Here is a 23288-nt window from a genome sequence, read left to right on the forward strand (position 1 = left end):
GGGTTGTAGAGGACGGGGCTCGCGGTCGAGGAGGAGGCCGTCGTCGGGGTCGGGGCGGGGGTCGGGTCCGGGTACGGGTTGGCGTGGTCGGTGGCCAGCCCGGTGCCCGGGCTGCAGGTCCACGCCCCGGCACCCTGGTCGGCGAGGATCTTCTCCGCTATCAGGATCTGCTGCTGCTTGGTCGCGAGGTCCGGGCGGGCCGCGTAGGCGGTGCCCCCGTAGTGCTGCCAGTTGCTCAGGCTGATCTGCAGGCCGCCGTAGTAGCCGTTGTTGGTGTTGATCGACCAGTTCCCGGTGCTCTCGCACTGGGCCACCTTGTCCCAGGTCGCCACCGAGGCGGCGTTCGCCTGCCCGGTGCCGAGGGTGGCTGAGGCCACGGCGAGGCCGAGGACGCCGACGGCGGTGGCGCCGATCCGGGTGCGGGCGGTGCGGGAAGGGGTGCGGGTCATCGGAAGGTCCTTCGGGAAGTAGTGGAAGTCAGCGGAGGGAGGGGGCAGGTGGGGGGCGGTCCGGGTGGATCCGGCCGCCACCGCCGGGAGATGACCCGGGATCAGTGGGTGTTGAACTTCCAGGTGCCGAGCGTGTACCAGCTGCTGAAGGGGCTGCCGTTGCTGGTGTAGGAGTGCGAGATCACGCCGTCCTGGCCGATGCCGAAGACCTCGGCGGCGTTGGTGTTCGGCTCGTTGAGGGCCACCGGCGTTCCGGCGAACTTCCAGCTACCGAGCGCCTCCCAGTTCGACCAGGCGCCGTTGAGGTAGTACTTGTGGTTGACGATGCCGTCGGTGCCGGTGCCGAACAGCTCCACGGCCTTGGTGGTGGAGTTGTAGACCGCCGACGGGACACCCGCGAACTTGTAACCCGTGTCGAGGGTGGTCCAGCCGCTCCACTGGCCGCCGTTGGTGCTGTAGGCGTGCGACATGACGCCGTCGGCGGCGCCGACCGCGAACACCTCGGCCGTCTTGTTGTTCGGGTTGTAGACGACGGCCGGGGCGCCGGTGAAGCGGTAGCTCGTGTCCAGCGTGAAGAAGTCGCTCCACGCGGCGCCGCTGGTGCTGTACGAGTGGGACAGCACGCCGTCGGTGCCGATGGCGAACACCTCGGCGGTGTTGAGGTCGGGCTCGTAGACGGCGGTGGGGGAGCCGGCGAAGGTCCAGGTGCCCATGGTGTTCCACGCCGACCAGGTGTTGTTGGCGTAGTACTTGTGGTTGAGCTTGCCGTCGTTGCCGATCGCGAACAGCTCCACCGCGTTGACCGACGGGTTGTAGACGGCGGAGGGCGAGCCGGTGAAGTGGTAGCCGGGGTCCATGGTGCTCCAGCCGCTCCACTGGCCGCTGTTGGTGCTGTAGGCGTGGGAGAGTACGCCGTCGGTGCCGATCGCGAAGACCTCGGTGGTCTTGTTGGTCGGGTTGTAGACGGCGGTGGGCTTGCCGGTGAAGTGGAACGAGGGGTCGATCGGGTACCAGGAGCTCCACTGGCCGCCGTTGGTGCTGTAGGCGTGGGACAGCACGCCGTCCTGGCCGATGGAGAAGATCTCGGCGGTGCCGTTGTCCGGGTTGTAGACGGCGGCCGGCGCGACGTCCGTCACCTGGGGGGTGACCGGGTCGGTGACCGGCGGGGGCGTGACGGTGCCGCCGACGGGGCTGGCGTAGCCGCGGATGGTGACGCTGCCACCGCTGCTCCCCCATGCGTAGGTGCCGACCGCGCCCCCCTGGGTCTGCTGGCTGACCTGGCCGTGCTGGTTGCCGCCGACGTAGGTGATGGTGCCGTCTCCGTTGACCGCGGTGACGATGGCGACGTGGTCGTAATTCGTGCCGCTGAAGCCGCTGGGGTGGAAGAAGACGGCGTCGCCCACGTGCGGGGTGCCGGACAGTCCGCCCTGGTACATGCTGGCGTAGGTCTGGAAGCTGTTGGCGAGGTCGTTCAGGATGCCGAGGTTCTTGACGCCGTTCTGCGCCCAGACCCAGCCGGCGAAGTCCGCGCACCAGGCGTGTGCGGTGGAGCCTCCGGAGCAGCTGTTCGACTGGTCGGTGCCGGGGGCGTAGTAGCCCGCACCGGTGGGGCCGCAGGCGTTGTTGCCCGTCTGGCTCACGGCCGTGGCGGCGATCGAGTCGCCGAGCGACGCCGCGTGGGCCCCCGGGACGGCCAGGATGCTGAGGCCGGAGGCGGCCAGCGTGACGGCGGCCGCGGAGGAGGCGAGGCGGGTACGGACGCGGGACATGGAGACTCCAAGTAGCGAGCGGGGCGGGTCTGTTGGCGTGCTGCGGGCAGGCCTGGCCGGGCGCGGTCCGGTCGGCGGCGGGGCAGCGGAAGTTCGGGTGCCGGCGGGCGGTGGAACGGTCGGTCGTGATCCGGCGGGCGGTGGTCGCCTCTGCCGGAGTGGTGGTGCGGAAGTCGGTGGGCGCCGTCGCGGGCCGTACGGCACGGCGGCGCGGGCTCCTTCAGGGAGCGGACGCGGTGGTCACCGCGCGGTGTGGTCCGTGGCCTCCGGCGGCTCCGGGGGCAGGTAGGACCGGTGGAGCAGGGGCGAGGTCCGGTGGCAGCGTGAGATCAGGCTGTGGGCGCGGCCGACCGCGTCGGGCCGGTCGGACGGGTCGCGGCTGAGCAGGTAGAGCAGAAGGTCGATCCGGTCGGAGGCGGGCTGAGCGCTGGCGTGCTGGAGTCCGTCGGCGGGCTCGGCGTGTGCCCACAGGGCGTCCACGGCCTCGGCCGCCTCGCTCGCCTCCGCTGTCGCGCCGGGCTGTCGGCGTTTCAGGCTGGCGTGGACGATGTCCATCCGCGTGCTCAGCTGCCCCAGCCGAGGCTCGCCTGGGTGACCCCGCCCCAGCTGCTGTCGTTGGGGGCGGCGGCGCCACCCTGGGTGAGGCTGTCGGAGGTGGCGGCGGCCGGGCCGGGCGTGGTCGCGGCGGTGGTGGCCGAGCTGACGGGGGCGATCAGGAACGCGGTGAGGGCGACGGTGGCGACCGCGGCGGCCTGGGCGATACGGGTGCGGATCATGACGGAGTCCTTCTTCTGCTGATGGCTTCTGCTGACGGGGGAGGTGCGACCGGTCCGGGGGCGTCCCGCGGTTGACGCTCCGTTCGGTTGCCGTTCCAGGCTGTTTCCCTGGCGGCGATCAATAGCTTCGCCGCTGGCCAAGGGCATCGGAAGGGTTTCCGGATGTCGCCAATCGGCCTGGCGGGATCCGGACATGGTGTCGAGCTCATGACAATCATGAAGGCGTCGTGTCGCGCAACTCACTCCCTCTCTACATGTCACAAATCATGACCAACCCCCTGAATTGGATCTTGAACAGGGCGTCGAAGGGCTGTTTGGATACGACGGGCCGTCCGAGCGAGAGGCGGCCGCTGACCTGGGGGGATACCGATGCTGGAAGTACTGGGCCTGACGGCCGGTGCGACCGCGGTGTACCAGGCGATGCTCGACCACCCCGCCTACGGCGTGGACGAGATCGCCCGGCACTGCGGACTGACCGACGTCGAAGTGCACGAACACCTCGACGAGCTGGGCCGGCTCACCCTCGTCCGGGCCTCCGCGGAACGGCCCGGGCGGATGCGCGCGGTGAGTCCGGACATCGGCCTGGCCGACATGCTCGCCACACAGGAGGCCGAACTCGCCTCCCGTCAGGCGCAGTTGGCCGCCTCGCGGGCCGCCGTCACGCGCATGGTCGCGGAGCGCGCCGAGCACCGGACGACCCACGGCGAGCGCCTCCTCGGTCTGGACGCCATCCAGGCCCGGCTCGAACGGATGGGCCGCAGCACCACCACCGAGGTCCTCGCCAGCCAGCCCGGGGAGCAGCGGCCCGAGGACCTGGTCGCCAGCCGGTCGGCCGACGCCGAGGTGCTCGCGCGCGGCATCGCGATGCGGACGCTCTACCAGGACTCCACCCGCAACCAGCCCCACGTCGCCACGTACGCCCACTGGCTGCTCAGCCACGGCGGCGAGGTCCGTACCGCCCCGGCGATCCCGCCGCGGCTGGTGGTGGTCGACCGTGCCCAGGCATTGGTGCCGATCGACCCCGCGGACAACCGCAAGGGTGCGCTGTACGTCACCGAACCCGGCATCCTGGCCGCGCTGCTGGACCTCTTCGAGCAGTCCTGGAACGCGGCCGTGCCGCTCGGTGCCACCAGCCCCGAGGACCCCAGCACCGGCCTCACCGCGACCGAGCGTGAACTGCTTCGGTTGCTCGGCTCCGGCCTCACCGACGACGCGGCCGGGCAGCGCCTCGGGATCTCCTCGCGGACCGTGGGGCGCCACATGTCCTCGATCATGGAGCGGCTGGGCGCGAGCAGCCGCTTCGAGGCCGGGATCAAGGCCGCCCACCGCGGTTGGCTCTGAGCCGTCACCGGTCGGGCCGGCGACGTGTCGGCGGCTGCTCGCGGACGGGAGGGGTGGCGGCCCTCAGCGCCGCCACCCCTCGTTGGCTTCTCGGCAGCCGGCCGGTGGTTCGTTGAGCCAAACCCCACGGTGGGGTGACATCCGGTGGGGATCCGCGCGGGGTTCAACGCGGTTTCGGTGAGCGTCCCATCCGGTGCAGCAGGCGGGCCTGTCGGGAGGCTGCGGGGGCGGGTTCGCCCTCGGGGGCGGCGAAGAAGCGGTGGGTGGTGTCGGGGGCGACGGGGGTTTCGGGGAGTCCGGCGTAGATCGCGTCGAGGTGGTCGGAGATCCAGGCGACCAGGCCGGGGTGGAGGGTCTCGTCCGCGCCGAGGGCGGCGGCGAGGTCCCAGGTGTGGATGACGCTGTCCGTGATCCGTACCGCGAGGGCCTGTCGGCCGGCGAGCGGGCCGAGGGGGTGGTCGAGGATCCGGCACAGGGCGCCGGGCTGGCCGAAGGCCTCGGCCAGCCGACGGACGGACGCGGTGTAGGCGGCGAGGGGGTCCGGGCCCAGGGCGTCGGCCTCGCGCAGGCGCAGGAACTCGGCGCGGTCGCCACCGTTCAGCAGGAGCAGGTAGTTGAGGTTCCCCCGGGTCATGTGGTTCACCAACTGCCGCACGTTCCAGGCGGTGCAGGGGGTGGGCAGGGTCCACTGCGCCGGGCGGACGGCGCGCAGGTGCCGCTCGAACTCGGCACCGGCGAGCAGGAATCGGTCGAGGAGGCCGTCGAAGGCGCCGCTGGTCATGTGGCCCATCCTGCGCGTGGCGGGCCGCCCGGTCCGGCGGCTTTCGGACCTCGCGCCGGGGCGTTTCCCCGTGCCCTTCCCGCGGGGAGGGAAACGCCCCGGGCGGGGTCAGCCCGCGTAGAGGTCGCGCAGCCGCTTCTTGTCCGGCTTGCCCACCGAGGTGAGCGGGATCTCGGCGACCGGGTGCAGGGCCTCCGGCGCGTAGATCCGGCCCTTGTTCGCGGTGACGAACGCGCGGACGTCCTCCAGCTCCGGCTGCTGCCCCGGCGCGGGGACGACCGCGACGTGGACGTGCTCGGCCTCCTGGGCGTCGCGCACGCCGAAGACGGCGCACTGGGCGATCGCCGGGTGGGTGAGCAGCAGGTCCTCCACCTCGGAGGGGTAGACGTGCCCGCCGACCACGATGATCTTGTCCTTGACCCGGTCGGCCAGGTAGAGGTAGCCGTCCTGGTCGAGGTAGCCGATGTCGCCGGTGTTCAGCCAGCCGTCGCGCATCACCTCGGCGGTGAGGTCGGGCTGCTTCCAGTACCCGGCCATCAGGGTGGCCGAGCGGACGTGGATCTCGCCCTGCTCGCCGATCGGCAGCTCGGTGCCGTCGGCGGAGCGGATCACCACCTCGGTGCCGGGAACGGGCCGGCCGACCGAGACCTGGCCGCCGTGCCCGATCCGGTCGTGCTCCTGCGGGCCGAGCATGGCGATGTACTGCGCCTCCGACATCCCGTAGCCGCCCGCCAGGACCGGCCCGAACACCTTGAGCGCCTCGCGGATCCGGGTCGGCGAGGCGGCGCAGCCCCCGTAGAGGATCTTCTGCATGCTGGACAGGTCGGTGCGGCCGATCGCCGGGTGGTCGAGCAGCCGGTAGAGCAGCGGCGGCAGGACCCACATCTCGGTGATGCGCTCGCGCTCGATGGCCGCCAGGACGTCGCCGGGCTCGAAGGAACGCTGGATGACCACCGAGCCGCCGTGGAAGAGCGCCAGGTCGGTGAAGATCCCGGACATGTGGGCGAGCGAGGTGGCCGCGAGGTAGCGGGTCGGCGCACCGCCGACCGGGCCGGCGTACGGGGCGTCGAAGATGCTCCGGTAGGGGTCGTGCAGGCTGAGGATGCCCTTGGGGATGCCGGTGGTGCCGCCGGTGTGACGGATGCCCAGGTGGTCGTCCGGGCCGAGCCGGACGTCCGGCTGCTCGGCGGGGCGGTGGGCGGAGGCGGCGATGGCGTCCTCGCCGATCGAGGCCGGGCCGGGGCCCAGGGTGAGGACCGTCGGCACGTCGACCAGGGCGAGCAACTCGGGGGCCGTCGCGTACCGTTCGGCGTCCACCAGCAGGACGGCGGTGTCGACGCTGGTGACGATCTCGGCCAGGACCGGGGCGCCCATGCCGTCGTACAGGCTCACCACGCGGGCGCCCGCGAGGCCGACGGCGTAGCGGGCGCTGAGCGCCTCGGCGGTGTTGCCGGTGAGCAGGGAGACGGTCATGTCCCGGGTCACGCCCCGGGCGATGAGCTCGTGCGCCAGTCGGTAGGTGGCGGCGGCGAACTCACCGGCGGTGATCTCCACGCCGTCGGCGGTGGTGATGGCCGGCCGATCGGGGTCGGAGGAGAGGGACCGGAGGATCAGGGCCGGGCCGCTGACGAACTCCGCGTCGGTCATGGCCACTTCTTCTTTGTAGTTTGCAACCATGTTCGACAGACTAACCCCATCCTCCCGCTCGTAGCAGTGAATTGATGATCACTCAGCGATCAGGAATACCGGGTGAGCCGAAGCGCGCCAGATAGTGCCAGACCTTCTTGACCGCCTGCGGGTCGTGACCGCCGGTGGTGGCGGCACCGACGACGGCGGGATCGAGTACTCCGTCGACGGCGATCGCGGCGCCCAGGTCGACGAACTCCTGCCCGCGGAAGTCCGGGTGACGGCGCAGCTCATCGACGGTGAGCCGGAATCCGGGGTGCCACTCCACCGGGCAGGGCAGGCGCCGGGCGGCCCGCTCGACGGCCGTGCCCCGGTGGCAGGGGTCCAGGACCAGGGCCTCGACGTCGCGGGCCAGCCGGACCGGGCCGTGCACCTGCGCCTCGATGTAGTCGTCGAGGTAGTCCTGACGGTCCGCCAGGGCGATGTCGATCAGCCCCATGCGGTCGGCGGTGCCGAAGTCCGAGGGCTCCAGGAAGCTGTCCGGGTAGCAGAAGGTGGTGCGTCCCAACACCTCGGCGGTGAGCCGGAAGTGGGCGGACCCGAAGCGCGGTGCGGCGCCGACCGGTTTGCGGCGGAAGTTCAGTGCCCCGTAGACGGGCCGCTCGGCGGAAGGCGCGTTGTCGTAGGCGCCGTTGAAGATCCGGCTCTCCCAGCGCCACCGGTCCCCGCCGGGGTGGGCGGTCAGGCCACCGTTGCTGGTCCCGGTGACGAACTGGGAGAGGTAGACGCCGCCCTCCGCGAGGGCTTCCAGGATCGGTCGGCCGTTCGCCGTGCGGTCCGGATGGAAGTTGAGGGTCAGCCGCAGCGACGGGTCCACCGGCGGGCCGGAGGACAGCGCGGCGACGTGCCCGAGGGCCTGGTCCTGCGGTGTCGGGATGGCGTCGGTGCTCATTTCCGTAGTGTCCCCGAGCCGATTGTCCGGTGCACGCGGGTTTCCGGGCTCGGCCTTGCGCGGACTCTGGGTCTCACGGGTGCTCTCACGGGATGCCGCGCGGGAGGTCGGACCGGCCGACTTCCCGCGCGGTGGTGGTTCGGTAGCGGCGGTTCAGTAGCCGATGGTGAAGCGGCGCTGGACGAAGCGGGGCAGCTCGGCCTCGTCGACCAGGGCGACCGCGGCGTCCTCCGCCGAGATCCGGCTCGCGCCGTCGGTGTCCAGGACGGGCTGGTCGCCGCCGATGCGGAAGCGGCCGGTGCGCTCGCCGGGGCCGATCTGCTCGGCGGGGCTGAAGTAGGTCCAGAGCCGGTTCGAGGCGCGCAGGACGTTCAGCGCCTCGCGGTGGCCTCGCACGGCGGCGGCGTACTCGCGGGGCAGGCCGAGTTCGTCGAGCGAGGCGTGGATGAGCTCGTCGTGGTCGGCGCGGACGACGCCCGGCTCGATTTCCAGGCTGCCGGCGCCGCCGATGACGATCAGTCGGGTGCGCGGGTGGCTCTCCAGGGCCTTGAGCAGAGCACGCGCGGCGGTGGCGTAGACGGTCGGGTCGGCGATCGAGCGCCGGACGGTGTCGTTGAAGTCCTTCGCCGCGTTCCCGGGCTGGAAGCCGCTGATCAGGACGTCCAGGCCGGGCAGGGCGGCTTCGATGCTCTTGGCGTCCAGGACGTCGATGCTCGCCCAGGCGAGGTTCTCCCGCCGGTCGGTGATCGCGGAAGCGTCCCGGCTGAACGCCGTGACGCGGTGGCCGCGTTGGAGGGCTTCGGTGACGACCCGGCTGCCGATGGTGCCGGTGGCTCCGATGACGCCGATGTGCATGGTTCTCCCCTTGATTCATGCGGTGGTCACGGTGGTCATGGCGAACGTACGGCGCAAGGCAGCCGCCTCACGCCGTGCGAAAACTATACGGCGTGAAGTTTCTGAACGGCAATCAGGTAGGTGACGCTGTAGAGTGAGCCCGTGGCAGGCACCCGAAGCACCGGACGACGCGAGCGGCTGCGGGCCGAGACGACCGCCGAGATCAAGCGCACCGCACTGGAGTTGATGGGCGGTGGCGGCCCGGACGCGATCACCCTGCGGGCGATCGCCCGCGAGATGGGCATGACCGCCAACGCCATCTACGGCTACTTCGCTGCCCGCGACGACCTGGTCACCGCCCTCATCGAGGACGTCTACACCGCGCTCGCCGACGCCGTCGACGCCGCCTGGGCGGCGTCCGCGCAGGGCACCCCGGCGGTGCGGATCCAGGCCTGGGCGCACGCCTTCCGGGGCTGGGCGCTGGCCAACCCCGAGGGCTTCCGGCTGATCTACGGCGACCCCGTCCCCGGCTACCGGGCCCCCGACGGCGGTCCGGCGCCGGACGCCGCCCGCCGGGTCTGCGTAGGCATCGCCGCGCTGGCCGACGCCGCCTGGACCGCTGCCCAACCGGCCCACGGGGGCGACGAGTTCGACTGGGACGACTTCGACCCCGGCCTGCTCGGCAAGGTCCGCCCGGCGTTCCCCGCCCTACCGCCGGCCGGGGTGGCCCTGGCGCTGCGGATCTGGGGCCACCTGCACGGGCTGGTCGCACTGGAGGTCTACGGCCACCTGAGCGCCCAGACGCTCGCGCCCGACAAGCTCTTCCGCGCCGAACTCACCCAGTTGGTACGAACGTTGGGCCTCGCGTAGGAAGTCGGCGGGGTCGACTTCCTACGCGGCGCCGCGAGGGGCGTCCTACGCGTCCGGGTCCACGCCTGCGCGTGCGCGGCCTGCAACCCATCTGGCGGGAGCGGGCTTCTCGGTCGGTGTCCTGGTCCGGATCGGCGGCTGGCTCCGGGCGGGCTCTAGAGCTGGTCGTAGATGGCGGCGAGCTGCCGTAGGACGTCGGTCGCGGCGCCCAGGGCAGTGGTGTCGTGGTGTGCGAGTGCGGCGTCGAGTGCCTGGGTCAGGGCGGCCTGGCGTTCGTGGTGGCGGCTTCGGCCTGCGTCGGTGAGGGCGACCAGCACCGATCTCTTGTCGTCGGCGGGGCGTTCGCGGGTGACGTAGCCGACGGCGGCGAGGCCGTTGACCAGTTGGGTGGTGGCGGCGCCAGTGGTTTCGGTGGCGGCGGCGAGCTGGCCGATCGGCAGCGGGCCCGCCTCGGCCAGCACCCGCAGGGCGCGGGCATGGGTGAGGGAGAGCGCGCCGTGGGTGCGGGTGGCGCGTCCACGCAGGCGGGAGTCGGCGGCGCTGAGGCTGTAGGCGGCGCGGGCGAGTTGGTCGAGGGCCGCATCGCGGGTGGTGTCGGACATCGGCGGGTCTCCGTGTCGCTGATCGGTGGGCGGGTTGACAATCAGTCTAGCCTAAGTACTTAATGATTAAGTACTTAGGCGTCACCGAGCGCCACTCCCCTTCACCTGAGGACACCTGTCATGACTGTTCGTTCGACCGGCCAGAGCTGGGCCCTGGACATCGCCCTAGCCCAGGGCGGCTTCGACGCCCTGCACCCCCAGGCCAAGGGCACCTTGGAGCAGCTGGGCCACGACCACACCGACTTCGACAAGGTCTTCGACCTGGTCCAGAGCGGCGTGATGCTGCCGAAGGCCTGGGCCACCATCGCCGGGCAGGCCGAGGAGCGCGCCGCCCACCACGAGCGGGGCGGCTTCGCGCAGACCGCCGCCGACCTGTACGTGCGCGCCTCGGTGATGTGGGGCCGCGCGCAGTACTCGATCTTCGACGTCGCCGATCCGCGCAAGCTGGCCTTCCGCGAGCACGCCAACCACTGCGTCGAGCGCCTGGGTGCGCTGCGCGACAACCGGGTGCGCCGGGTGGCCCTCGACTTCGAGGGCAAGCAGATCTTCGCCCTCCTCCACCTGCCGGCCGGCGAGGTCCGGAACGCCCCGGCGGTGATCCTCGGTCCGGGGATGGACATGATCAAGGAGGACTACATCTACGCGGCCGAGCGGTACTACACCTCGCGCGGGATCGTGGCCCTGTCCATCGAGGGCCCGGGCCAGGGCGAGAGTCGGGCGAACGGGCTGACCGTCGACCTGACCAACTACGAGCGCGCGATCGGCCGCTACCTCGACCACCTGGCCTCGCTCCCGGAGGTCGACGCGGCCCGGATCGGCATGTTCGGCATCTCGATGAGCGGCTACTGGGGCTCGCGCGCCGCCGCCACCGACCCGCGCCTGGCCGCGCTGGCCGCCTTCGAGGCCGTCACCGGCGACTTCACCACCATCTTCGAGCGGGCCCAGCCGACCTTCAAGAACAACTACATGTTCATGGCCGGCTACACCGACGAGGACGCCTTCGACACCGAGCTGGTCGCCCGGATGCCGCTGGGCGACCTGGTCCGGAAGATCACCTGCCCGGTCCTGTACGGCATTGGCGAGTTCGACGAACTCACTGTGCTGGAGCAGGCGCTCGCCAACTACGAGCGGGTCCGCGCCCCCAAGGAGATGCGTGTCTACGAGAACGAGTTCCACCCGCTGGGCGGCGTCGCTGCGGAGGTCTTCCGGTTCGGTGCCGAGTGGGTCGAGCGCGCCCTGAACGGCGAGTTCCGTGAGCCTGGCCGCGACGTGCGCCACTACGTCCACAGCGACGGCCGCACCACCGACGGCACCGCCAACCCCACCTGGTGGCTCGGCGCCACCCCCGCCCAGATCGCCGCCGCCGGCCAGGCATAACGCCAGGGCATCGATGAGACGTTCACCGGCAGGAGAATCGATGAGACGTTCACCGGCAGGAGAGGGGGCCGACAAGCAGCGGCCGCGCGCGTTCTCTGCGTCGAACTGAAGCGACGAGTCGCCGAACGGCACGGTGGTCCGGATCACAGGTCGCACCTTCGAACGGCAGGGCTGCGAATGGCTCCCAGAACGGTTCGGCCAGCCGAGATGGCAGGACAGGTCTGCCCGGCAGTTGCGGAGTGTCACAACTCCGTGATCGCCGGGACCTGTTGTCGGCCTTCCTGCCAGAGCGCCCCCCTGCCTATATGTGCAACCTCTTATGGGACCGCCCCTCGATCGTGTGCGGTCGGCGTTGGCAACGGCAACGGCAGCGGCGGGCGACGGCCTGGCGCTGCCTGCGTGACCCCGGTACCCGCGATCACCAGCCCGGCCGCGAGCAGCCCGGCGAGCCTGTTCCTCCGATGAGCCATGTCCCTCCCCTGCATGAAAGCTGGTGTGAATGACTGGAGATGCACGATGCGTTGGAGCTGACGCAGCGTCAATATCCGTGTCTGGAGCGCGAGTACATCGGGACTGGCGTGGGCGGCCGCCGTTCGGTTGCGTCGCAGCGGAGCTCGGGGGGAGTCGATGGGGTCGACTTCCCGCGCGGGGTGTCGGGGGCGGGGCTCGCCCGGTGGGTCAGGGGCGTTGCGGGCGGACGAAGCGCAGGGCGAGTCGGACCGCCGGGAGGAGCGTCCAGCACAGCGAGGCCGAGTGGGTGACCAGGGCGAGGGGTATCGAGGCTGCGAAGGTCACGATCACGGCGGCGATCCAGGAGAGGGTGTTGGTGATCGCCGAGGTCGGGGTGTTGTCGCGCAGCAGGCCGGAGCGTCGCAGGGTGGCGAAGGCCTGCCAGAGGAACAGGCCTGCCAGGGCCTGGCTGGCCGCGTAGACGGTGAACTGGACCTGGTACGCGTCGGCCTCACTGGTCAGCAGCTTGGTGGCGAACGGCGTGAGGACGATCATGAGCAGCCACAGCAGGTTCCACAGGATCGCGCCGCCGGTCAGCCCCTTGGCGTAGCGGAAGAGGCGCTGGTGGAACAGCCAGTGCATGGCGACGGCCGTGAAGCTGATGAGGAACGCCGCGTACTCCGTCAGGTGCTCGTGCAGGAAGTGCACAACGGCGCTGTTGCCGTGGACGCCTTCGGTCGGGACCGGTAGCTCCAGCGCGAGCAGCGTGATGGCGATGGCGATCACGGCGTCCGAGAAGTAGATCAGTCGTTCCGGACCGGCCAGCTCGACCTCGTCGGGCTTGCCGGGCATCTCACCTGTGCGTTGCGCAGCCGTCTCGGCCATCTCTTCCTATTCCTCCGATTGCAGTGTTGAACGGTCAGGCTGTGGTGTGCTCGGCGGCGGCTGCGGCGGCCTTGGCCTGGGCTCGGCTGGCGTACCAGCCGGAGAAGGCGAAGGGGATCACGAACGCCAGGACCTGCACGGTGATCAGGGGCAGCGCCGCGGCGTGGTCGTAGCGGACGACGAGGGCGCAGGCGGCGGCAGCGGCGGCGAACGCGGTGGTCCACGCGCCGGTCAGCACCATGTTGACGCGGATGAAGCGGGGTGCGTTCCAGAACTCCTGGGGCACCTGGGACCGGGCGATGGAGAGGGTGAACGGCCGGCGCACCACCAGGGAGGCCAGCGCCGTCACCGCGAGGACGGCGTTGGCCAGCGAGCAGGTCCAGGTGTTCAGGCCCGAGTCCGGGGCGGCGAGCGAGATCGCGGCCATCGCCACGAAGAACGCGCACGTGGCGGCGCCCAGCAGGTCCACGCCGCCGGCGCGGAGCCGGGCGACCAGCGACAGTACGGCGACCAGGGCGGCGGCGCACATGCCCAGCCTCCAGTCGAGCGGGCTCAGCGCCGCATAGCAGAGCCATGGTGCGAAACCTCGAACGTAGTTCACCGCGGCGATCCCCCCGGAGTCACATTCCAATGTTGGACGGTCAAAGAATGACGGGTCAGATGTGTTCTGTCCAGTCCTGACATGTCAGCCCGGTAGTAGGGTGCACGTATGAGCCTGCGCCACGCGATCCTGGGCCTGCTGGCCGAGAGCCCCAGTAGCGGATACGACCTCATGAAGCGCTTCGAGTCCTCGCTCGCCTTCGTCTGGCCGGCGAAGCAGAGCCAGGTCTACGGCGAACTCGCCAGACTCAGCGAGGCCGGTTTGATCGAGGTCACCGGCACCGGCGCCCGCAACCGCCGCGAGTACGGCATCACCGACGAGGGTCGCGCCGAACTGCGGGACTGGCTGATCGGGCCCGGCGCCGAGGCCGCCTACCGCAGCCCCGCACTGCTGCGCGTCTTCTTCCTGTGGACGCTGGAGCGCGAGGAGGGCGCCGCCTATCTCCAGGAGTTCGCCCGCCGCAACAGGGAACGCAACGCCTTCCTCGAAAGCCTCCGCGACGGCGCGGAGTGGCGCGGCGATCCCGTCCAGATCTGCGAGTGGCTGGCACTGGAGTTCGGCATCCGCGCCTCCCAGTCCGCCGGGGGCTGGGCGGAGTGGGCGGCCGAGCAGCTGACCGAGCACCTGTAGGAACGCGACAGAGCGGGACAGAGGGCGACAGGGGGCGTCACGTGTGCAGGAAGTTGGTGGGGCCGACTTCCTGTTGCTTACGGGGTGGTGGCCTGGGTGGCTCGGGTGCGGCAGTGGGTGAGGGCCGGCTTGATGCGGGGGTCCGGGGTGGGGGCGGAGGCGAGCAGTTCGCCGGCGGTGACGAGGGTGGTCCAGTAGTGGGCCGGGTCGCCGGTGCGGGGGAGGGGTTGGGCAGCAGCCAGGGAGAGGTAGGCGGCAGTCAGGTTGCCGGTGGTGAACCAGCGGGCCAGGCCGTGCTGGTGGCCGGCCCGGATGCCGCCCATGGCGTCGATGGCGGTGAGGAAGAGCTCGACGATCGCGAGGTCGCGGGCGTCGAGGGTCTTGGGGACGTCGAAGACGCCGAGGGCTTCCAGGAGTTCGCCGGTGTCGGCCTCGGAGTCGGGGCGGGGGTTGGCGAGGAGGGCGTCGTAGCAGTCGTCGAGGCGGCGGGTGGTGTCGGCCGCCGGGATGTCGAGGGCGGCGCAGACCGCGCGGGCGGAGCGCAGGGGGTCGCCGGTCCGGCGGGCAAGGGAGGCGTAGGCCTCGGCGGGGGTGCGGCCGGCGTGGATGAGGTGCCGGGCGGTGAGGGCGAGTCGCATGGGGGTGCCGCCGTTCAGACCGCGAGGGCGGGGACGGCGGCGGGGGAGAGCGAGGGCGCAACGAGGGCCCAGACGAACTTGCCGATTCCGCCCGCTCGGGGGCAGCAGCCCCAGCGTTCGGCGAGTTCGTTGACGAGGAAGAGGCCACGGCCGTGCTCGTCGTCGGGGGAGGTCGAGCGGAGGGTGGGGCTTTCGCTGCCGGCGTCGTGGACTTCCAGGCGCAGGCGGGAGTTGACGAGAGCGAAGCGGATCTCGATGAGGCGGTCGGTGGGGGCGTCGGAGTGCTGGACGGCGTTGGCGAAGAGTTCGCTGAGGAGGAGTTCGGCGATGTCGGTGTAGCGGTCGCCGGTGGGGAGCGCGGAGAGGTAGGCGCGGAGCAAGTACCGGGCCAGGGGCGTGGATTCGGTCCGCGAGTCGAGGCGCACGGCGAACGTGCGGGGGCGGTGGGTTTTGAGCATGGCGGAGTTCCTCAGGGGGCGGATGAGGGAGTGTGAGGGTAGTGCGCAATCACGCTATGCATGCAAGTGATTGCGTTCTGGTGTCAATCATCGAGGCTGCGGAGGTACGGTGACGCCAGATCGGCGTGCGGTACGTGCGGCGCACAACTGGGGGCAGTGATGGCACAGCGGAAGAGCAAGCGGGGGACCACGGCGAGCTCCGCGATCATGTTCGGCGAGGAGATCCGCTACGCGCGTGAGGCGGCGGGTTACGTCCAGGAGGACGTGGGCAAGCTCCTGCACTGCGACCGGACGGTGGTCTCGCGGACGGAGGGCGGGAAGCGGAGGCCGTCGATCGAGGAGGTCGAGGAACTCGACCGGCTGTACGGCACCGGGGACTTGCTGAAGCGGCTGTACGGGCGGGTCGACTGGAACGCGTCGATTGAATACCCGGACTGGTTCAAGGAGTACGTGGACCTGGAGGCCATCTCCGTCGGGCTGCGGGCTTACCAGGACGGCACCATGTACGGCCTGTTGCAGTGTCAGCAGTACGCGCGTGCGCTCTTCGCGACTGGCGATGCGGCCGGCAACCCGGAGGAGATCGAGGAGCTGACCAGAGCCCGACTCAGTCGACAGAGTCGCTTTCTCGTGCCCGACGGGCCGCTGCTGCTCGTCATCCTCGATGAGAGCGCCATCCGCTCAGTCATCGGCGGACCGGGCGTGATGCGGTGTCAGATGGAGCACTTGCTGCGCGTGGCCCAGCTCCCGAACATCGTCATTCACGTGGCGCCGTTCTCGAACCGGCGGGCTCTCATCAAGACGGCTATGGTGTTGCTGGAGCTGCCGGACGGGCAGCGCTTGGTGTACTCGGAGAGCCTCGAACGCGGGCATCTGAGCGATGCGTCCGACGCCGTGGTCAGGAACCAGCGTCGCTATGATCAGCTCCGTGGCGAATGCCTGTCAGAGGTCGACTCGCTTCGGCTGATCGCCGAGGCGCTGGAGGGGTTCAGGGATGATGAGCAACGAATTCGCCGCAGCCGCCTGGCGGAAGAGCAGCTACAGCGGCAACGACGGGGGCAACTGCATCGAGGTAGCCCCCGGATTCCCCGGCCTCGTCCCCGTGCGTGACTCCAAGGACCCGCACGGCCCGGCCCTCGTTTTCCCGGCCTCCGCCTGGGAAGCCTTCGTAACGGCCGTCCGTGAGGGCGACTTCCCGGCGTAGGGCTTACCAAGGAGCTGGCCGTGTTGACCTGGCGCAAGAGCAGCTACAGCGGCAACGACGGCGGGGACTGCGTCGAGGTGGCCCTCGCCTGGCGGAAGAGCAGTTACAGCGGCACCAACGGCGGCAACTGCATCGAGGTAGCCCCCGGATTCCTCCCCGGCGCCGTCCCAGTGCGTGACTCGAAGGACCCCCAGGGGCCGGTCCTCCTCTTCTCCGCGTCAGCCTGGAAGTCCTTCGTCTCCGGCGTTCAGACTGGCGACTTCCAACCCTGAGGCCTTCGCGTCCTCAGACTCGGAAGCTCTCGATGTCCGACGTCGTGCTGGTGAAGCCGTTGGTCGAGATCACTCGTACCCGGACCTCCGTCCCGGGCGGGAACTGGGTCCGATCAACCGTGATTGTAGGGTCCTTCAGCCCGACTCCGATCGTGTGCCAAATCCATCCGCCATCCGTACTGACCTGCGTGGCGAACGTGTGGCCCTCGATCGGGGGCGCACCGAAGTCCAGATCCAGCCCGAACTTTCCTTCCCCCGCCGTCGATTGACGAGCTCCCTGTAGCGTCGGCGGTGGGCTCGCCGGACGGAAGGTGTCCACGACCTGGCCGCCGACGAGCAGTTCGACGGATGCCGGGTTGACCCCGACCGGGATGACTGCGTCGACCAGGCCGGTCTTCTCCTGCCCCGGCGCAGGGTCGGACGTGAGCTTCACCGTGATCGGGAAGTCGATCGGGGCCCCGCCGCCGGCCTGCTGGACCCGTAGCATCACCGGTACCTCGCCATCCGGCCCGGCCCCGTCAGCCTGGCCGGCCTGGGCCGGTGGCCCAGCCGCCGCCTGCACCGGGTTGACGAATTTGATCGCGCCGTTGCGGCTGGTGAGGTCGACCGTCCCCACCACGCTGACGAGCTGCCCGCCGACGGGCGATGCTCCCAGCGCCGTCACGTCGGGGGGCGCCGGCGTCGGTGTGGTGGTCACCGAGAGTTTCGGGAAGCGGTCGTCGGGACGGCCGCCGCCGCCGACCGTGGTGACCCTCAGTTCGCGGGGTGCCGCCGGTACGGGTGCCGCAACCGGGCCGCCGGCTGGCGCCGGGGCTCCGGCGGCGAGGGTGTTCTCGTCCATCAGCCGCTGGCGGATGCCCTCGTAGGTGTAGCTGCACGGCCACTGGAAGTTGCAGTAGGTCATGACATCGTGCCAATCCACACCCGGCTTGGCGGCCATCGGCAGGTTCAGTTGCGGATCGCCCACGTCGAACCCGCAGAAGCTGTCCGGGGTGTCGGCAAGCTGTCCCTTCTGGAACGGGTAGTTCTGCAGGTCATCCTGCGATTCACCGCAGAATCCCGGGTGCTTGCGGCCGTAGGTGTGGCCGAGCTCGTGTCCGCCGTACCAGTCGGCGTAGGAGCCGTCGAAGTCCCAGCCGAAGGTCCCCGCTCCGCAGGGTGACGAGGCGACGGTGGTGGGGTCGGGCGTCGTGTCGGGCACCCCGGAGGCGCAGCCGCGCATGAAGAACCCGCCGTCGGCGACCTGGCCGATGTAGTGGGTGCGCGGGTCAACGCCCGCACTGATGTCGAGGGCGCGGATGGCGGCGAGCTGGGCGTTGGTGTCGGTGCACTGGAAGGGCGGGTTGTTCACGACGTCGGTGGTCGTGGCGTTGATGGTCGTGACGTCGATGACGGCGTGCGGTGCTTGGATGACCTCGGCCACCGGGTAGGCGCGCTTGAGCCAGCTGATTAGGAAGTTGTAGTCGATGTCGCGGGGGGTGTAGGTGGTCGGGGGTTGCCCCGGGGGTGTCAGGGTGTAGCGCAGCCCCAGGACCCGAACCCGCAGCGGCGGGGAGTCGTGGAACCAGACGGTGGGACCGGCGTGGCCCGGCCCGGGGATCGGGATGTGGATACCGGTCTGGGCGTCGTGCAGGGTGATCGACTGCATGGTGAGTGCCCCTGCGGCCGTCAGCGCGGCCGGTATGACGAAGTTGAGGCTCAGAGTGGCGTCGGCTCGCCGGGTGGGCACGTCCTTCCGCGTGTCTGTGTCGAGGGAGACGGAGTTGGCCGACGTCACGGTGACCGGGGGATCTCCGGGCGACCTGAGCAGGGTCACGGTGCCGATCACGCTGATGGGTGGGCCGGCCGAGTAGTTCACATAGGCGCGGAGCACGGTGGTCTTCCCGGCGATCAGGGGGACGTCGTGCTGGAGGTTCTGAATGGACTGGACGACCTCTGCGCCCTCCAGTGAGGCGAGTGACAGAGTGACCATGACTGACCCCTTGGACGAACGTTCCGGCTCTTTCAGGCTAGGCCGGACAGGGGTTGATCGCCCGCCCGGCGGCGCCCCCAGAAAGGGCTCAGGGGCCAACGCCGTTCCTGGTCGTACGCATACGCGTGGTTACTTCGGTAGGCCGTCGCGATCCCGTCCAGGAACGCCGTGTAGTCGGCCAGCGCGGCGCTCGTCCGCCCCTCGTCGGCGAGGCAGTCGGCCACGGCCCGCCCCGCCCGGGCGCCGGTGTGCAGGGCCATGAGGATGCCCTGCGAGGAGAGCGGGTCGAAGGCGAGCGCCGCGTCCCCGGCCGCCACCCAGCCTGCTCCGGCCGACGGCTCCAGCCGAAGGCCGTGGGCGGGAGCCCAGCGCGGCACGGGAGTTGAGGCCGGGCCGTGTCCGGGCAGGCGGCGCCGGACGTGCACCGTGCGGCTGAGTGCCGCCCGGAAACCCTGCGGAGTGCGCAGCGACGGGTCGACAAGGTCGGCGTCGGTCAGATGGGCGACCAGGCGCCCCGCCGGGACGAGGGTGGTGTACCACCAGCCGTCCGCCGCCGCCTCCACCAGCGTCCTGGCCTCGGGATCGCCGTCCGGGAACACCGCGTACGCGGCGACCAGCCGGTCCTGCCGCCGCCGGATCCCGTGCCGCCGCCCGATGACACAGCGTCGGCCGGTCGCGTCCACCGTCCAGCGGGCCGACAGGTTCGACAACGCGCCGGTGGCCCGCTCGCGGACGACCGGACCACCGTCGACCCGCGCCAGCACGACGGCCCGCCGCAGCTCGGCCCCCGCCGCGACGGCCGCGTCCCGCAGGAAGGCGTCGAACCGCACCCGGTCGAGGTGCCACCCGTGCCCGTACGGGTCGAACAGGTGGCTCCGCCCGTGCAGCCGCGTCGACCCCCAGGCCGCGTACGTGCCGGTGGACACCGGATGTCCCGCAGCCAGGAACCCGTCCAGTAGCCCGAGGTCGGCCAGCAGCGGCCGGACGGCGGGCGGCAGGAACTCCCCGATCTTGAAGACCGGCCGGCCCGGGCCACCGTCGTCCAGCAACTGGACGCGGTGCCCGGCCCGGGCCAGGACGAGCGCCGCCACGGCGCCCGCCGGGCCGCCGCCCGCGACGACGGCGTCAAGGTGGGTCACCGGCTCGGCCGGAGGCGTTTGACCTTGTCGATGAACCCGGCCGAGACCTCCTCGTCGGGCTCCTCCGCCGTGGTGACCGCGCTGGCCAGGGCGGCCGCGCCCAGCACCGGGTGGGCGCCGAGGTCGACGTGCACGGTGACCAGGTTGCGGTCGGCCGGCGGGGCGGGCTCGCGCGGGAAGCTCACCTCGGACTCGACCAGGAGCTCCGCCGGGAGCCGGGGATCGTCGGTGGGGCCGGGGCGGCGCTCGACCACCCCGAGCTTGCCGAAGTCCCGCACCATCGCGTTGATGTTGGCCAGGTAGGGGGTGGGTAGCCAGCGCAGCCAGGCCCGTCGCTTCTGGAACGCGGCCAGGCGGTCGGTGAGCGGCCGGGAGGTGTCGAGCACGACCTCGTAGTCCTCCTCGGCCAGTACGTGGTTGGGCACCCGGGCCGGCCAGAAGGTGGGCAGGTACGGGTCGTACGGGCCGAGGCCGGAGCCGTACTCGTAGCCGGCCCGGCAGCTCGCGGTGTCGGTCTGCCAGGGCACGGCCATCCACCGGGTCAGATCGCCCGGGCCCTGGGCGTAGAGCGGGCCGTCGAAGGAGAGCGCGAGGTCCGGGGTGAGCGTCGGCCCGTAGGTGGGCGCGGGCTCGTGCGGGTCGCGGTGACGGATCCGGAACGGGGTGGTGTACATCGTGGTGTGCCGCATCGGCCAGGTGAGTTCGCAGCCGGGGTGGAAGGCGTCGGCGAGGCAGAACGACAGGGCCGCCCGGTCGAGGGTCGCGGGCTGGTCGGCGAACGGGACGTCGTCCAGGGTGGCGGGCGGCGCGGCGTGCGGGTCGTAGTCGTTGACGAAGTCCCCGTCGGCCCACCGTTTGAGCAGCCGGTACTGGAGCGCGGAGAGCGTCACGTGCTGCCGGACCGACTGGGGCGGGATGTTCATCGCGTCGCCGTAGACGGCCGGCCAGGGCACGGGTGACATGCCGTCGCGGGCGTAGTTACGGATGGCCAGCCAGACCTGGCGGCGCAGCTCCCGCTGGACCGGCGAGGGATCCGACAGATCGCCGAGTCCGGCGAGCAGGTCCTCGCGGCCGTCGAAGCCGAACTGGGTGGCCAGGCCCTTGTTGACCCACTGCAGGCCGCACAGGCCGCGCAGTACGGGCAGGACGTCCCAGGTGAAGGACACCTGCGGCGGCTCGGGGAGTCGGCCCTCGGTGACGAAGGCGTCCCAGACCAGGTCGTACATGGTGCGCACCGAGGTGAGTTCGGGCGCGTAGTTGGGCGGGGCCGTCACCACCCAGGCAGGTTCGACCGGGATCGGGCGGCCGTCGATGCTCACCTCGGCGGTGACCGGGCCGTCGGAGACGTCGTCGTGCCAGCCGTCGTTGTTGGCGAAGGTGTCGGCCGGTGTGCCGGTCGCCGAGGCCGAGACGCCCCGGCCGCCGAGGAAGATCAGCCGGCCGCTGTCGTCGGTGCGCAGCTCGCCGAGGTAGACCGGCTTGCCCATGAAGGTGCCGGTGTCGAAGCGGTACTCGGGCTGGTCGGAGCGGTTGCGGCCGCGCACCCAGCGGGGGCCGGGGTCGATGACCAGGAGGTCCTGGCGCTGGTCGGCCGGGATCTTGGGGTTGCGCAGGTTGCTCGGGTCGGCCTGGCCCGCGTCCGGGATGTCCAGGGCGATCTGGAACTGGTACCAGGCGGCCTTGGAGTTGGCGACGTGCACCTTCCAGCGCAGGTCGGCGTTGTCGGCGGTCAGTTCGGCGACCGGCTCGCCGGCGGCGTTGTAGCCGTACACCCGGAACCGGGCGGCCTGGCGCTTCAGGGCGCCGGTGACGTCCTTGTAGCTGCCGACGGGCAACGGGGGCGGGTCGTCGACCTCGGGGGCGAGGACGAAGTCGTCCATCATGCTGTCGCCGACCCGGGCCACGCCGATCGCCGGGTGCACGGCGGCCCGGACGATCCGGGTGTCGCGGGCGGGCGGCGGGGTGAGCTGCGGGCGGGCGGGGCCGGGCTCGGCCGTCGGCACGCCGTTGACGTCCCGGCGCTGCTCGGCCGAGGCCAGGTAGACCGTCCGGCGCACGTCGGAGATGCTGCCGATGGGCCGGTGCTCGGCGAGGCCGTGCCAGGGGTTGAGGGAGAGGTTCTCGCCGTACGCGGCCTGGCCGCGGGCGGTGGCGTCCTGCCGCTGGAGGGTCAGCCGGGCCACCTTCACGGGGACGCTCTCGGACTCGCTCCAGCGCACCGTCGCCATGTCCAGCGGCATCTTCTCGTCGTCGGTGCGGAACTGGAGCAGCAGGTCGAAGGCGGCCGGGCCGGCCCCGAGCCGGTGGACCAGGTCGGCGCCGAGGTAGGTCGGGTCCTCGTCGGGCGGCGTCGCGTTCGGGTCGGCGGGCTCGCAACCGGCGGACACCAGCTTGTACTTGACGAAGCGGTCCGGCCCGAAGGCGGAGGGGAGCACGCCCCAGTAGGTCGCGGTCAGCACGCTGGCCTCGAACTTGGCCATGTCGTCGAGGATTTGTTTGGTGATCGGGTGGGCCGCCAGGTACTTGTCGTAACTGCCTTCGACGACACCGGCCTTGGTGAACTCGCACATGTCCTGGGCGGTGTCCACGAAGAACACGTCGTGGTTCTGCAGCAGCAGGTCCTGGGTGCCGGCCTCGGTGTAGCCCTCCAGCAGCTTGGGGCCGGGCACGCCGAACAGCTTGAGGCCGACACCCAGGGTGGTCTTCAGGTCGGGCAGGCCGGGCACGGTGTCACTGGAGAACCGCACCCAGGCCTCCAGGCCGCCGGGCCGGGTGCGGGCCGCTTCCAGGAACCCGACCCGCAGCTCGGCCGGCAGGTCCTCGGCGACCGTGAGCGTGCCGCGGGCGACGCCGTGCGGCTTGAGGAACACCGGCCGCCTGACCGGGTCCTGGCCGCGGGCCATCCGGGCGCCCTGGGTCAGGTCCACGAACATCTGCTTCAGCGCGCCGGCCGCGTCCTCGGCACAACCCGGCAGGGGCGGCGGCGGCTCCGCGGCGTCGTCGAAGGGCTCGGGGGTCCCGATCATGCTGTGCTCCCGTCGCTACGGTGATGGGGCCGGGGCGGCGGACCGGTGCGGTCGGCGCGCTGTTCTGCCTCCGGGCCCCGGTCCAGCGTGCACAGGCCTTCGACGGGCGGCGCGGCGAACTACGCCCGAAACGACCAGGCACCCGGCCCGGCGCGCGGCCTCTCACTCCAATCGGCCAGCAGCGCTCGCCGGGGCCGGTCGCGGGTGGCAGCGTCGACGGTGAACCGGCGTCGCCCGCCGGTCGCTCCGGGGTGGTCAGAGGCACCCCTCCAGATGCTCTATGCTTAACCCATCACCCAGATGCGCGGGTGGCGGAATAGGCAGACGCGCTGGATTCAGGTTCCAGTGCCCGAAAGGGCGTGGGGGTTCAACTCCCCCCTCGCGCACAGAGAAGTACCGACGAAGCGGTGCTTCCCACAGTGACGAAAGTTGCTGAGGGAAGCGCCGCTTCGTCGTTCGTTTTGGCGAGACGGGCATCTCCGGCCAGCGCCGGGGGTGTTGTGGCGGCTCGCGGGCATGCCCGTTTGCGGCTCCGGTCCTGACAATTCCCGCCGGGCGCTCTGGCGACCATGTCCGTGACGAACGAGTTTGCCGAAACGACGCCGCCGTTGGGGCGGGGGAGGGGGGGGGGAGGGGGGC

At 71.1% G+C, this 23288-nt stretch carries 22 protein-coding genes, 1 tRNA gene and 1 pseudogene; 8 read left to right on the plus strand and 16 right to left on the minus strand.

Annotated elements, in window-relative coordinates; all coding sequences use genetic code 11:
* From ACFQ87_RS29035 to ACFQ87_RS29050, 4 genes are all read right to left on the minus strand, one after another.
* On the minus strand, positions 1-449 hold a 449-nt coding region (locus ACFQ87_RS29035), incomplete at its 3' end, for a transglycosylase family protein (protein ID WP_380613798.1).
* A 101-nt stretch (positions 450-550) separates the two neighbouring features.
* Positions 551-2218, minus strand: a complete 1668-nt coding sequence (locus tag ACFQ87_RS29040; RefSeq protein WP_380613799.1) for a CHAP domain-containing protein — start codon at positions 2216-2218, stop codon at positions 551-553.
* A 240-nt stretch (positions 2219-2458) separates the two neighbouring features.
* Complete coding sequence (locus ACFQ87_RS29045) at positions 2459-2773, minus strand: hypothetical protein (protein WP_380613800.1); 315 nt, start codon at positions 2771-2773, stop codon at positions 2459-2461.
* An 8-nt stretch (positions 2774-2781) separates the two neighbouring features.
* Positions 2782-2994, minus strand: coding sequence for a hypothetical protein (locus ACFQ87_RS29050; RefSeq protein ID WP_380613801.1), 213 nt, complete (start codon positions 2992-2994; stop codon positions 2782-2784).
* Between the two features lie 369 nt (positions 2995-3363).
* Here ACFQ87_RS29050 and ACFQ87_RS29055 point away from each other — a divergent pair, with 369 nt between their 5' ends.
* Complete coding sequence (locus ACFQ87_RS29055) at positions 3364-4335, plus strand: LuxR C-terminal-related transcriptional regulator (protein ID WP_380613802.1); 972 nt, start codon at positions 3364-3366, stop codon at positions 4333-4335.
* A gap of 163 nt (positions 4336-4498) precedes the next feature.
* Here ACFQ87_RS29055 and ACFQ87_RS29060 read toward each other — a convergent pair whose 3' ends face one another.
* From ACFQ87_RS29060 to ACFQ87_RS29075, 4 genes are all read right to left on the minus strand, one after another.
* Positions 4499-5116, minus strand: a complete 618-nt coding sequence (locus tag ACFQ87_RS29060) for a TIGR03086 family metal-binding protein (RefSeq protein WP_380613803.1) — start codon at positions 5114-5116, stop codon at positions 4499-4501.
* Between the two features lie 108 nt (positions 5117-5224).
* Positions 5225-6793 (minus strand): AMP-binding protein, encoded by a 1569-nt coding sequence (locus tag ACFQ87_RS29065; protein WP_380613804.1) that lies wholly within the window; start codon positions 6791-6793, stop codon positions 5225-5227.
* A gap of 52 nt (positions 6794-6845) precedes the next feature.
* On the minus strand, positions 6846-7694 hold the full coding sequence (locus ACFQ87_RS29070; protein WP_380613805.1) for a DUF3626 domain-containing protein: 849 nt from the start codon (positions 7692-7694) through the stop codon (positions 6846-6848).
* 153 nt (positions 7695-7847) lie between these two features.
* On the minus strand, positions 7848-8549 hold the full coding sequence (locus ACFQ87_RS29075; RefSeq protein WP_380613806.1) for an NAD(P)-dependent oxidoreductase: 702 nt from the start codon (positions 8547-8549) through the stop codon (positions 7848-7850).
* Positions 8550-8690: 141 nt separating this feature from the next.
* On the opposite strand from ACFQ87_RS29075, the gene ACFQ87_RS29080 reads away from it, so the two are divergent.
* The gene (locus tag ACFQ87_RS29080) at positions 8691-9398 is read left to right on the plus strand and encodes a TetR/AcrR family transcriptional regulator (RefSeq protein ID WP_380613808.1); all 708 of its coding nucleotides are present in this window, start codon (positions 8691-8693) and stop codon (positions 9396-9398) included.
* 155 nt (positions 9399-9553) lie between these two features.
* Here ACFQ87_RS29080 and ACFQ87_RS29085 read toward each other — a convergent pair whose 3' ends face one another.
* On the minus strand, positions 9554-10000 hold the full coding sequence (locus ACFQ87_RS29085) for a MarR family winged helix-turn-helix transcriptional regulator (RefSeq protein ID WP_380613809.1): 447 nt from the start codon (positions 9998-10000) through the stop codon (positions 9554-9556).
* 120 nt (positions 10001-10120) lie between these two features.
* On the opposite strand from ACFQ87_RS29085, the gene ACFQ87_RS29090 reads away from it, so the two are divergent.
* Complete coding sequence (locus ACFQ87_RS29090; protein WP_380613810.1) at positions 10121-11377, plus strand: alpha/beta hydrolase; 1257 nt, start codon at positions 10121-10123, stop codon at positions 11375-11377.
* A 678-nt stretch (positions 11378-12055) separates the two neighbouring features.
* On the opposite strand, the gene ACFQ87_RS29095 is transcribed toward ACFQ87_RS29090, so the two are convergent.
* Positions 12056-12712 (minus strand): TMEM175 family protein, encoded by a 657-nt coding sequence (locus ACFQ87_RS29095; RefSeq protein ID WP_380613811.1) that lies wholly within the window; start codon positions 12710-12712, stop codon positions 12056-12058.
* Positions 12713-12746: 34 nt separating this feature from the next.
* A complete protein-coding gene (locus ACFQ87_RS29100; protein ID WP_380613812.1) occupies positions 12747-13313 on the minus strand; it encodes a hypothetical protein in 567 nt (188 codons plus the stop codon).
* Positions 13314-13421: 108 nt separating this feature from the next.
* On the opposite strand from ACFQ87_RS29100, the gene ACFQ87_RS29105 reads away from it, so the two are divergent.
* On the plus strand, positions 13422-13943 hold the full coding sequence (locus ACFQ87_RS29105) for a PadR family transcriptional regulator (RefSeq protein WP_380613813.1): 522 nt from the start codon (positions 13422-13424) through the stop codon (positions 13941-13943).
* A 77-nt stretch (positions 13944-14020) separates the two neighbouring features.
* Here ACFQ87_RS29105 and ACFQ87_RS29110 read toward each other — a convergent pair whose 3' ends face one another.
* Together ACFQ87_RS29110 and ACFQ87_RS29115 are read right to left on the minus strand one after the other, a co-directional pair.
* Complete coding sequence (locus ACFQ87_RS29110) at positions 14021-14581, minus strand: hypothetical protein (protein WP_380613814.1); 561 nt, start codon at positions 14579-14581, stop codon at positions 14021-14023.
* Positions 14582-14595: 14 nt separating this feature from the next.
* A complete protein-coding gene (locus ACFQ87_RS29115; protein WP_380613815.1) occupies positions 14596-15039 on the minus strand; it encodes an ATP-binding protein in 444 nt (147 codons plus the stop codon).
* Positions 15040-15246: 207 nt separating this feature from the next.
* Here ACFQ87_RS29115 and ACFQ87_RS29120 point away from each other — a divergent pair.
* From ACFQ87_RS29120 to ACFQ87_RS29130, 3 genes and pseudogenes are all read left to right on the plus strand, one after another.
* A pseudogene (locus ACFQ87_RS29120) lies at positions 15247-15999 on the plus strand (Scr1 family TA system antitoxin-like transcriptional regulator); the annotation flags it as partial.
* Positions 16000-16030: 31 nt separating this feature from the next.
* A complete protein-coding gene (locus ACFQ87_RS29125) occupies positions 16031-16240 on the plus strand; it encodes a DUF397 domain-containing protein (RefSeq protein WP_380613816.1) in 210 nt (69 codons plus the stop codon).
* 20 nt (positions 16241-16260) lie between these two features.
* Positions 16261-16512, plus strand: a complete 252-nt coding sequence (locus ACFQ87_RS29130) for a DUF397 domain-containing protein (protein WP_380613817.1) — start codon at positions 16261-16263, stop codon at positions 16510-16512.
* A gap of 13 nt (positions 16513-16525) precedes the next feature.
* Here ACFQ87_RS29130 and ACFQ87_RS29135 read toward each other — a convergent pair whose 3' ends face one another.
* The 3 genes from ACFQ87_RS29135 to ACFQ87_RS29145 are packed head-to-tail and all read right to left on the minus strand — an operon-like array spanning position 16526 to position 22649.
* Positions 16526-18484 (minus strand): hypothetical protein, encoded by a 1959-nt coding sequence (locus ACFQ87_RS29135; protein ID WP_380613818.1) that lies wholly within the window; start codon positions 18482-18484, stop codon positions 16526-16528.
* Between the two features lie 32 nt (positions 18485-18516).
* Positions 18517-19623: a tryptophan 7-halogenase gene (locus ACFQ87_RS29140; protein WP_380613819.1), complete on the minus strand. Its 1107-nt coding sequence runs from the start codon at positions 19621-19623 to the stop codon at positions 18517-18519.
* Positions 19620-22649, minus strand: coding sequence for a LodA/GoxA family CTQ-dependent oxidase (locus ACFQ87_RS29145; RefSeq protein WP_380613821.1), 3030 nt, complete (start codon positions 22647-22649; stop codon positions 19620-19622). The genes ACFQ87_RS29140 and ACFQ87_RS29145 overlap by 4 nt, the downstream gene beginning before the upstream one ends.
* A gap of 302 nt (positions 22650-22951) precedes the next feature.
* Here ACFQ87_RS29145 and ACFQ87_RS29150 point away from each other — a divergent pair.
* Positions 22952-23035, plus strand: a tRNA-Leu gene (locus ACFQ87_RS29150).
* Positions 23036-23288 lie beyond the last annotated feature (253 nt).

It is taken from the genome of Kitasatospora sp. NPDC056531, from assembly GCF_042794375.1.
Lineage (GTDB): Bacteria > Actinomycetota > Actinomycetes > Streptomycetales > Streptomycetaceae > Kitasatospora.

Coding starts and splice junctions, on each gene's coding strand:
- ACFQ87_RS29040 (WP_380613799.1), bottom strand. CDS start 2,218: ATGTCCCGCGTCCGTACCCGCCTCGCCTCCTCCGCGGCCGCCGTCACG.
- ACFQ87_RS29045 (WP_380613800.1), bottom strand. CDS start 2,773: ATGGACATCGTCCACGCCAGCCTGAAACGCCGACAGCCCGGCGCGACA.
- ACFQ87_RS29050 (WP_380613801.1), bottom strand. CDS start 2,994: ATGATCCGCACCCGTATCGCCCAGGCCGCCGCGGTCGCCACCGTCGCC.
- ACFQ87_RS29055 (WP_380613802.1), top strand. CDS start 3,364: ATGCTGGAAGTACTGGGCCTGACGGCCGGTGCGACCGCGGTGTACCAG.
- ACFQ87_RS29060 (WP_380613803.1), bottom strand. CDS start 5,116: ATGACCAGCGGCGCCTTCGACGGCCTCCTCGACCGATTCCTGCTCGCC.
- ACFQ87_RS29065 (WP_380613804.1), bottom strand. CDS start 6,793: ATGGTTGCAAACTACAAAGAAGAAGTGGCCATGACCGACGCGGAGTTC.
- ACFQ87_RS29070 (WP_380613805.1), bottom strand. CDS start 7,694: ATGAGCACCGACGCCATCCCGACACCGCAGGACCAGGCCCTCGGGCAC.
- ACFQ87_RS29075 (WP_380613806.1), bottom strand. CDS start 8,549: ATGCACATCGGCGTCATCGGAGCCACCGGCACCATCGGCAGCCGGGTC.
- ACFQ87_RS29085 (WP_380613809.1), bottom strand. CDS start 10,000: ATGTCCGACACCACCCGCGATGCGGCCCTCGACCAACTCGCCCGCGCC.
- ACFQ87_RS29090 (WP_380613810.1), top strand. CDS start 10,121: ATGACTGTTCGTTCGACCGGCCAGAGCTGGGCCCTGGACATCGCCCTA.
- ACFQ87_RS29095 (WP_380613811.1), bottom strand. CDS start 12,712: ATGGCCGAGACGGCTGCGCAACGCACAGGTGAGATGCCCGGCAAGCCC.
- ACFQ87_RS29105 (WP_380613813.1), top strand. CDS start 13,422: ATGAGCCTGCGCCACGCGATCCTGGGCCTGCTGGCCGAGAGCCCCAGT.
- ACFQ87_RS29110 (WP_380613814.1), bottom strand. CDS start 14,581: ATGCGACTCGCCCTCACCGCCCGGCACCTCATCCACGCCGGCCGCACC.
- ACFQ87_RS29115 (WP_380613815.1), bottom strand. CDS start 15,039: ATGCTCAAAACCCACCGCCCCCGCACGTTCGCCGTGCGCCTCGACTCG.
- ACFQ87_RS29125 (WP_380613816.1), top strand. CDS start 16,031: ATGATGAGCAACGAATTCGCCGCAGCCGCCTGGCGGAAGAGCAGCTAC.
- ACFQ87_RS29135 (WP_380613818.1), bottom strand. CDS start 18,484: ATGGTCACTCTGTCACTCGCCTCACTGGAGGGCGCAGAGGTCGTCCAG.
- ACFQ87_RS29145 (WP_380613821.1), bottom strand. CDS start 22,649: ATGATCGGGACCCCCGAGCCCTTCGACGACGCCGCGGAGCCGCCGCCG.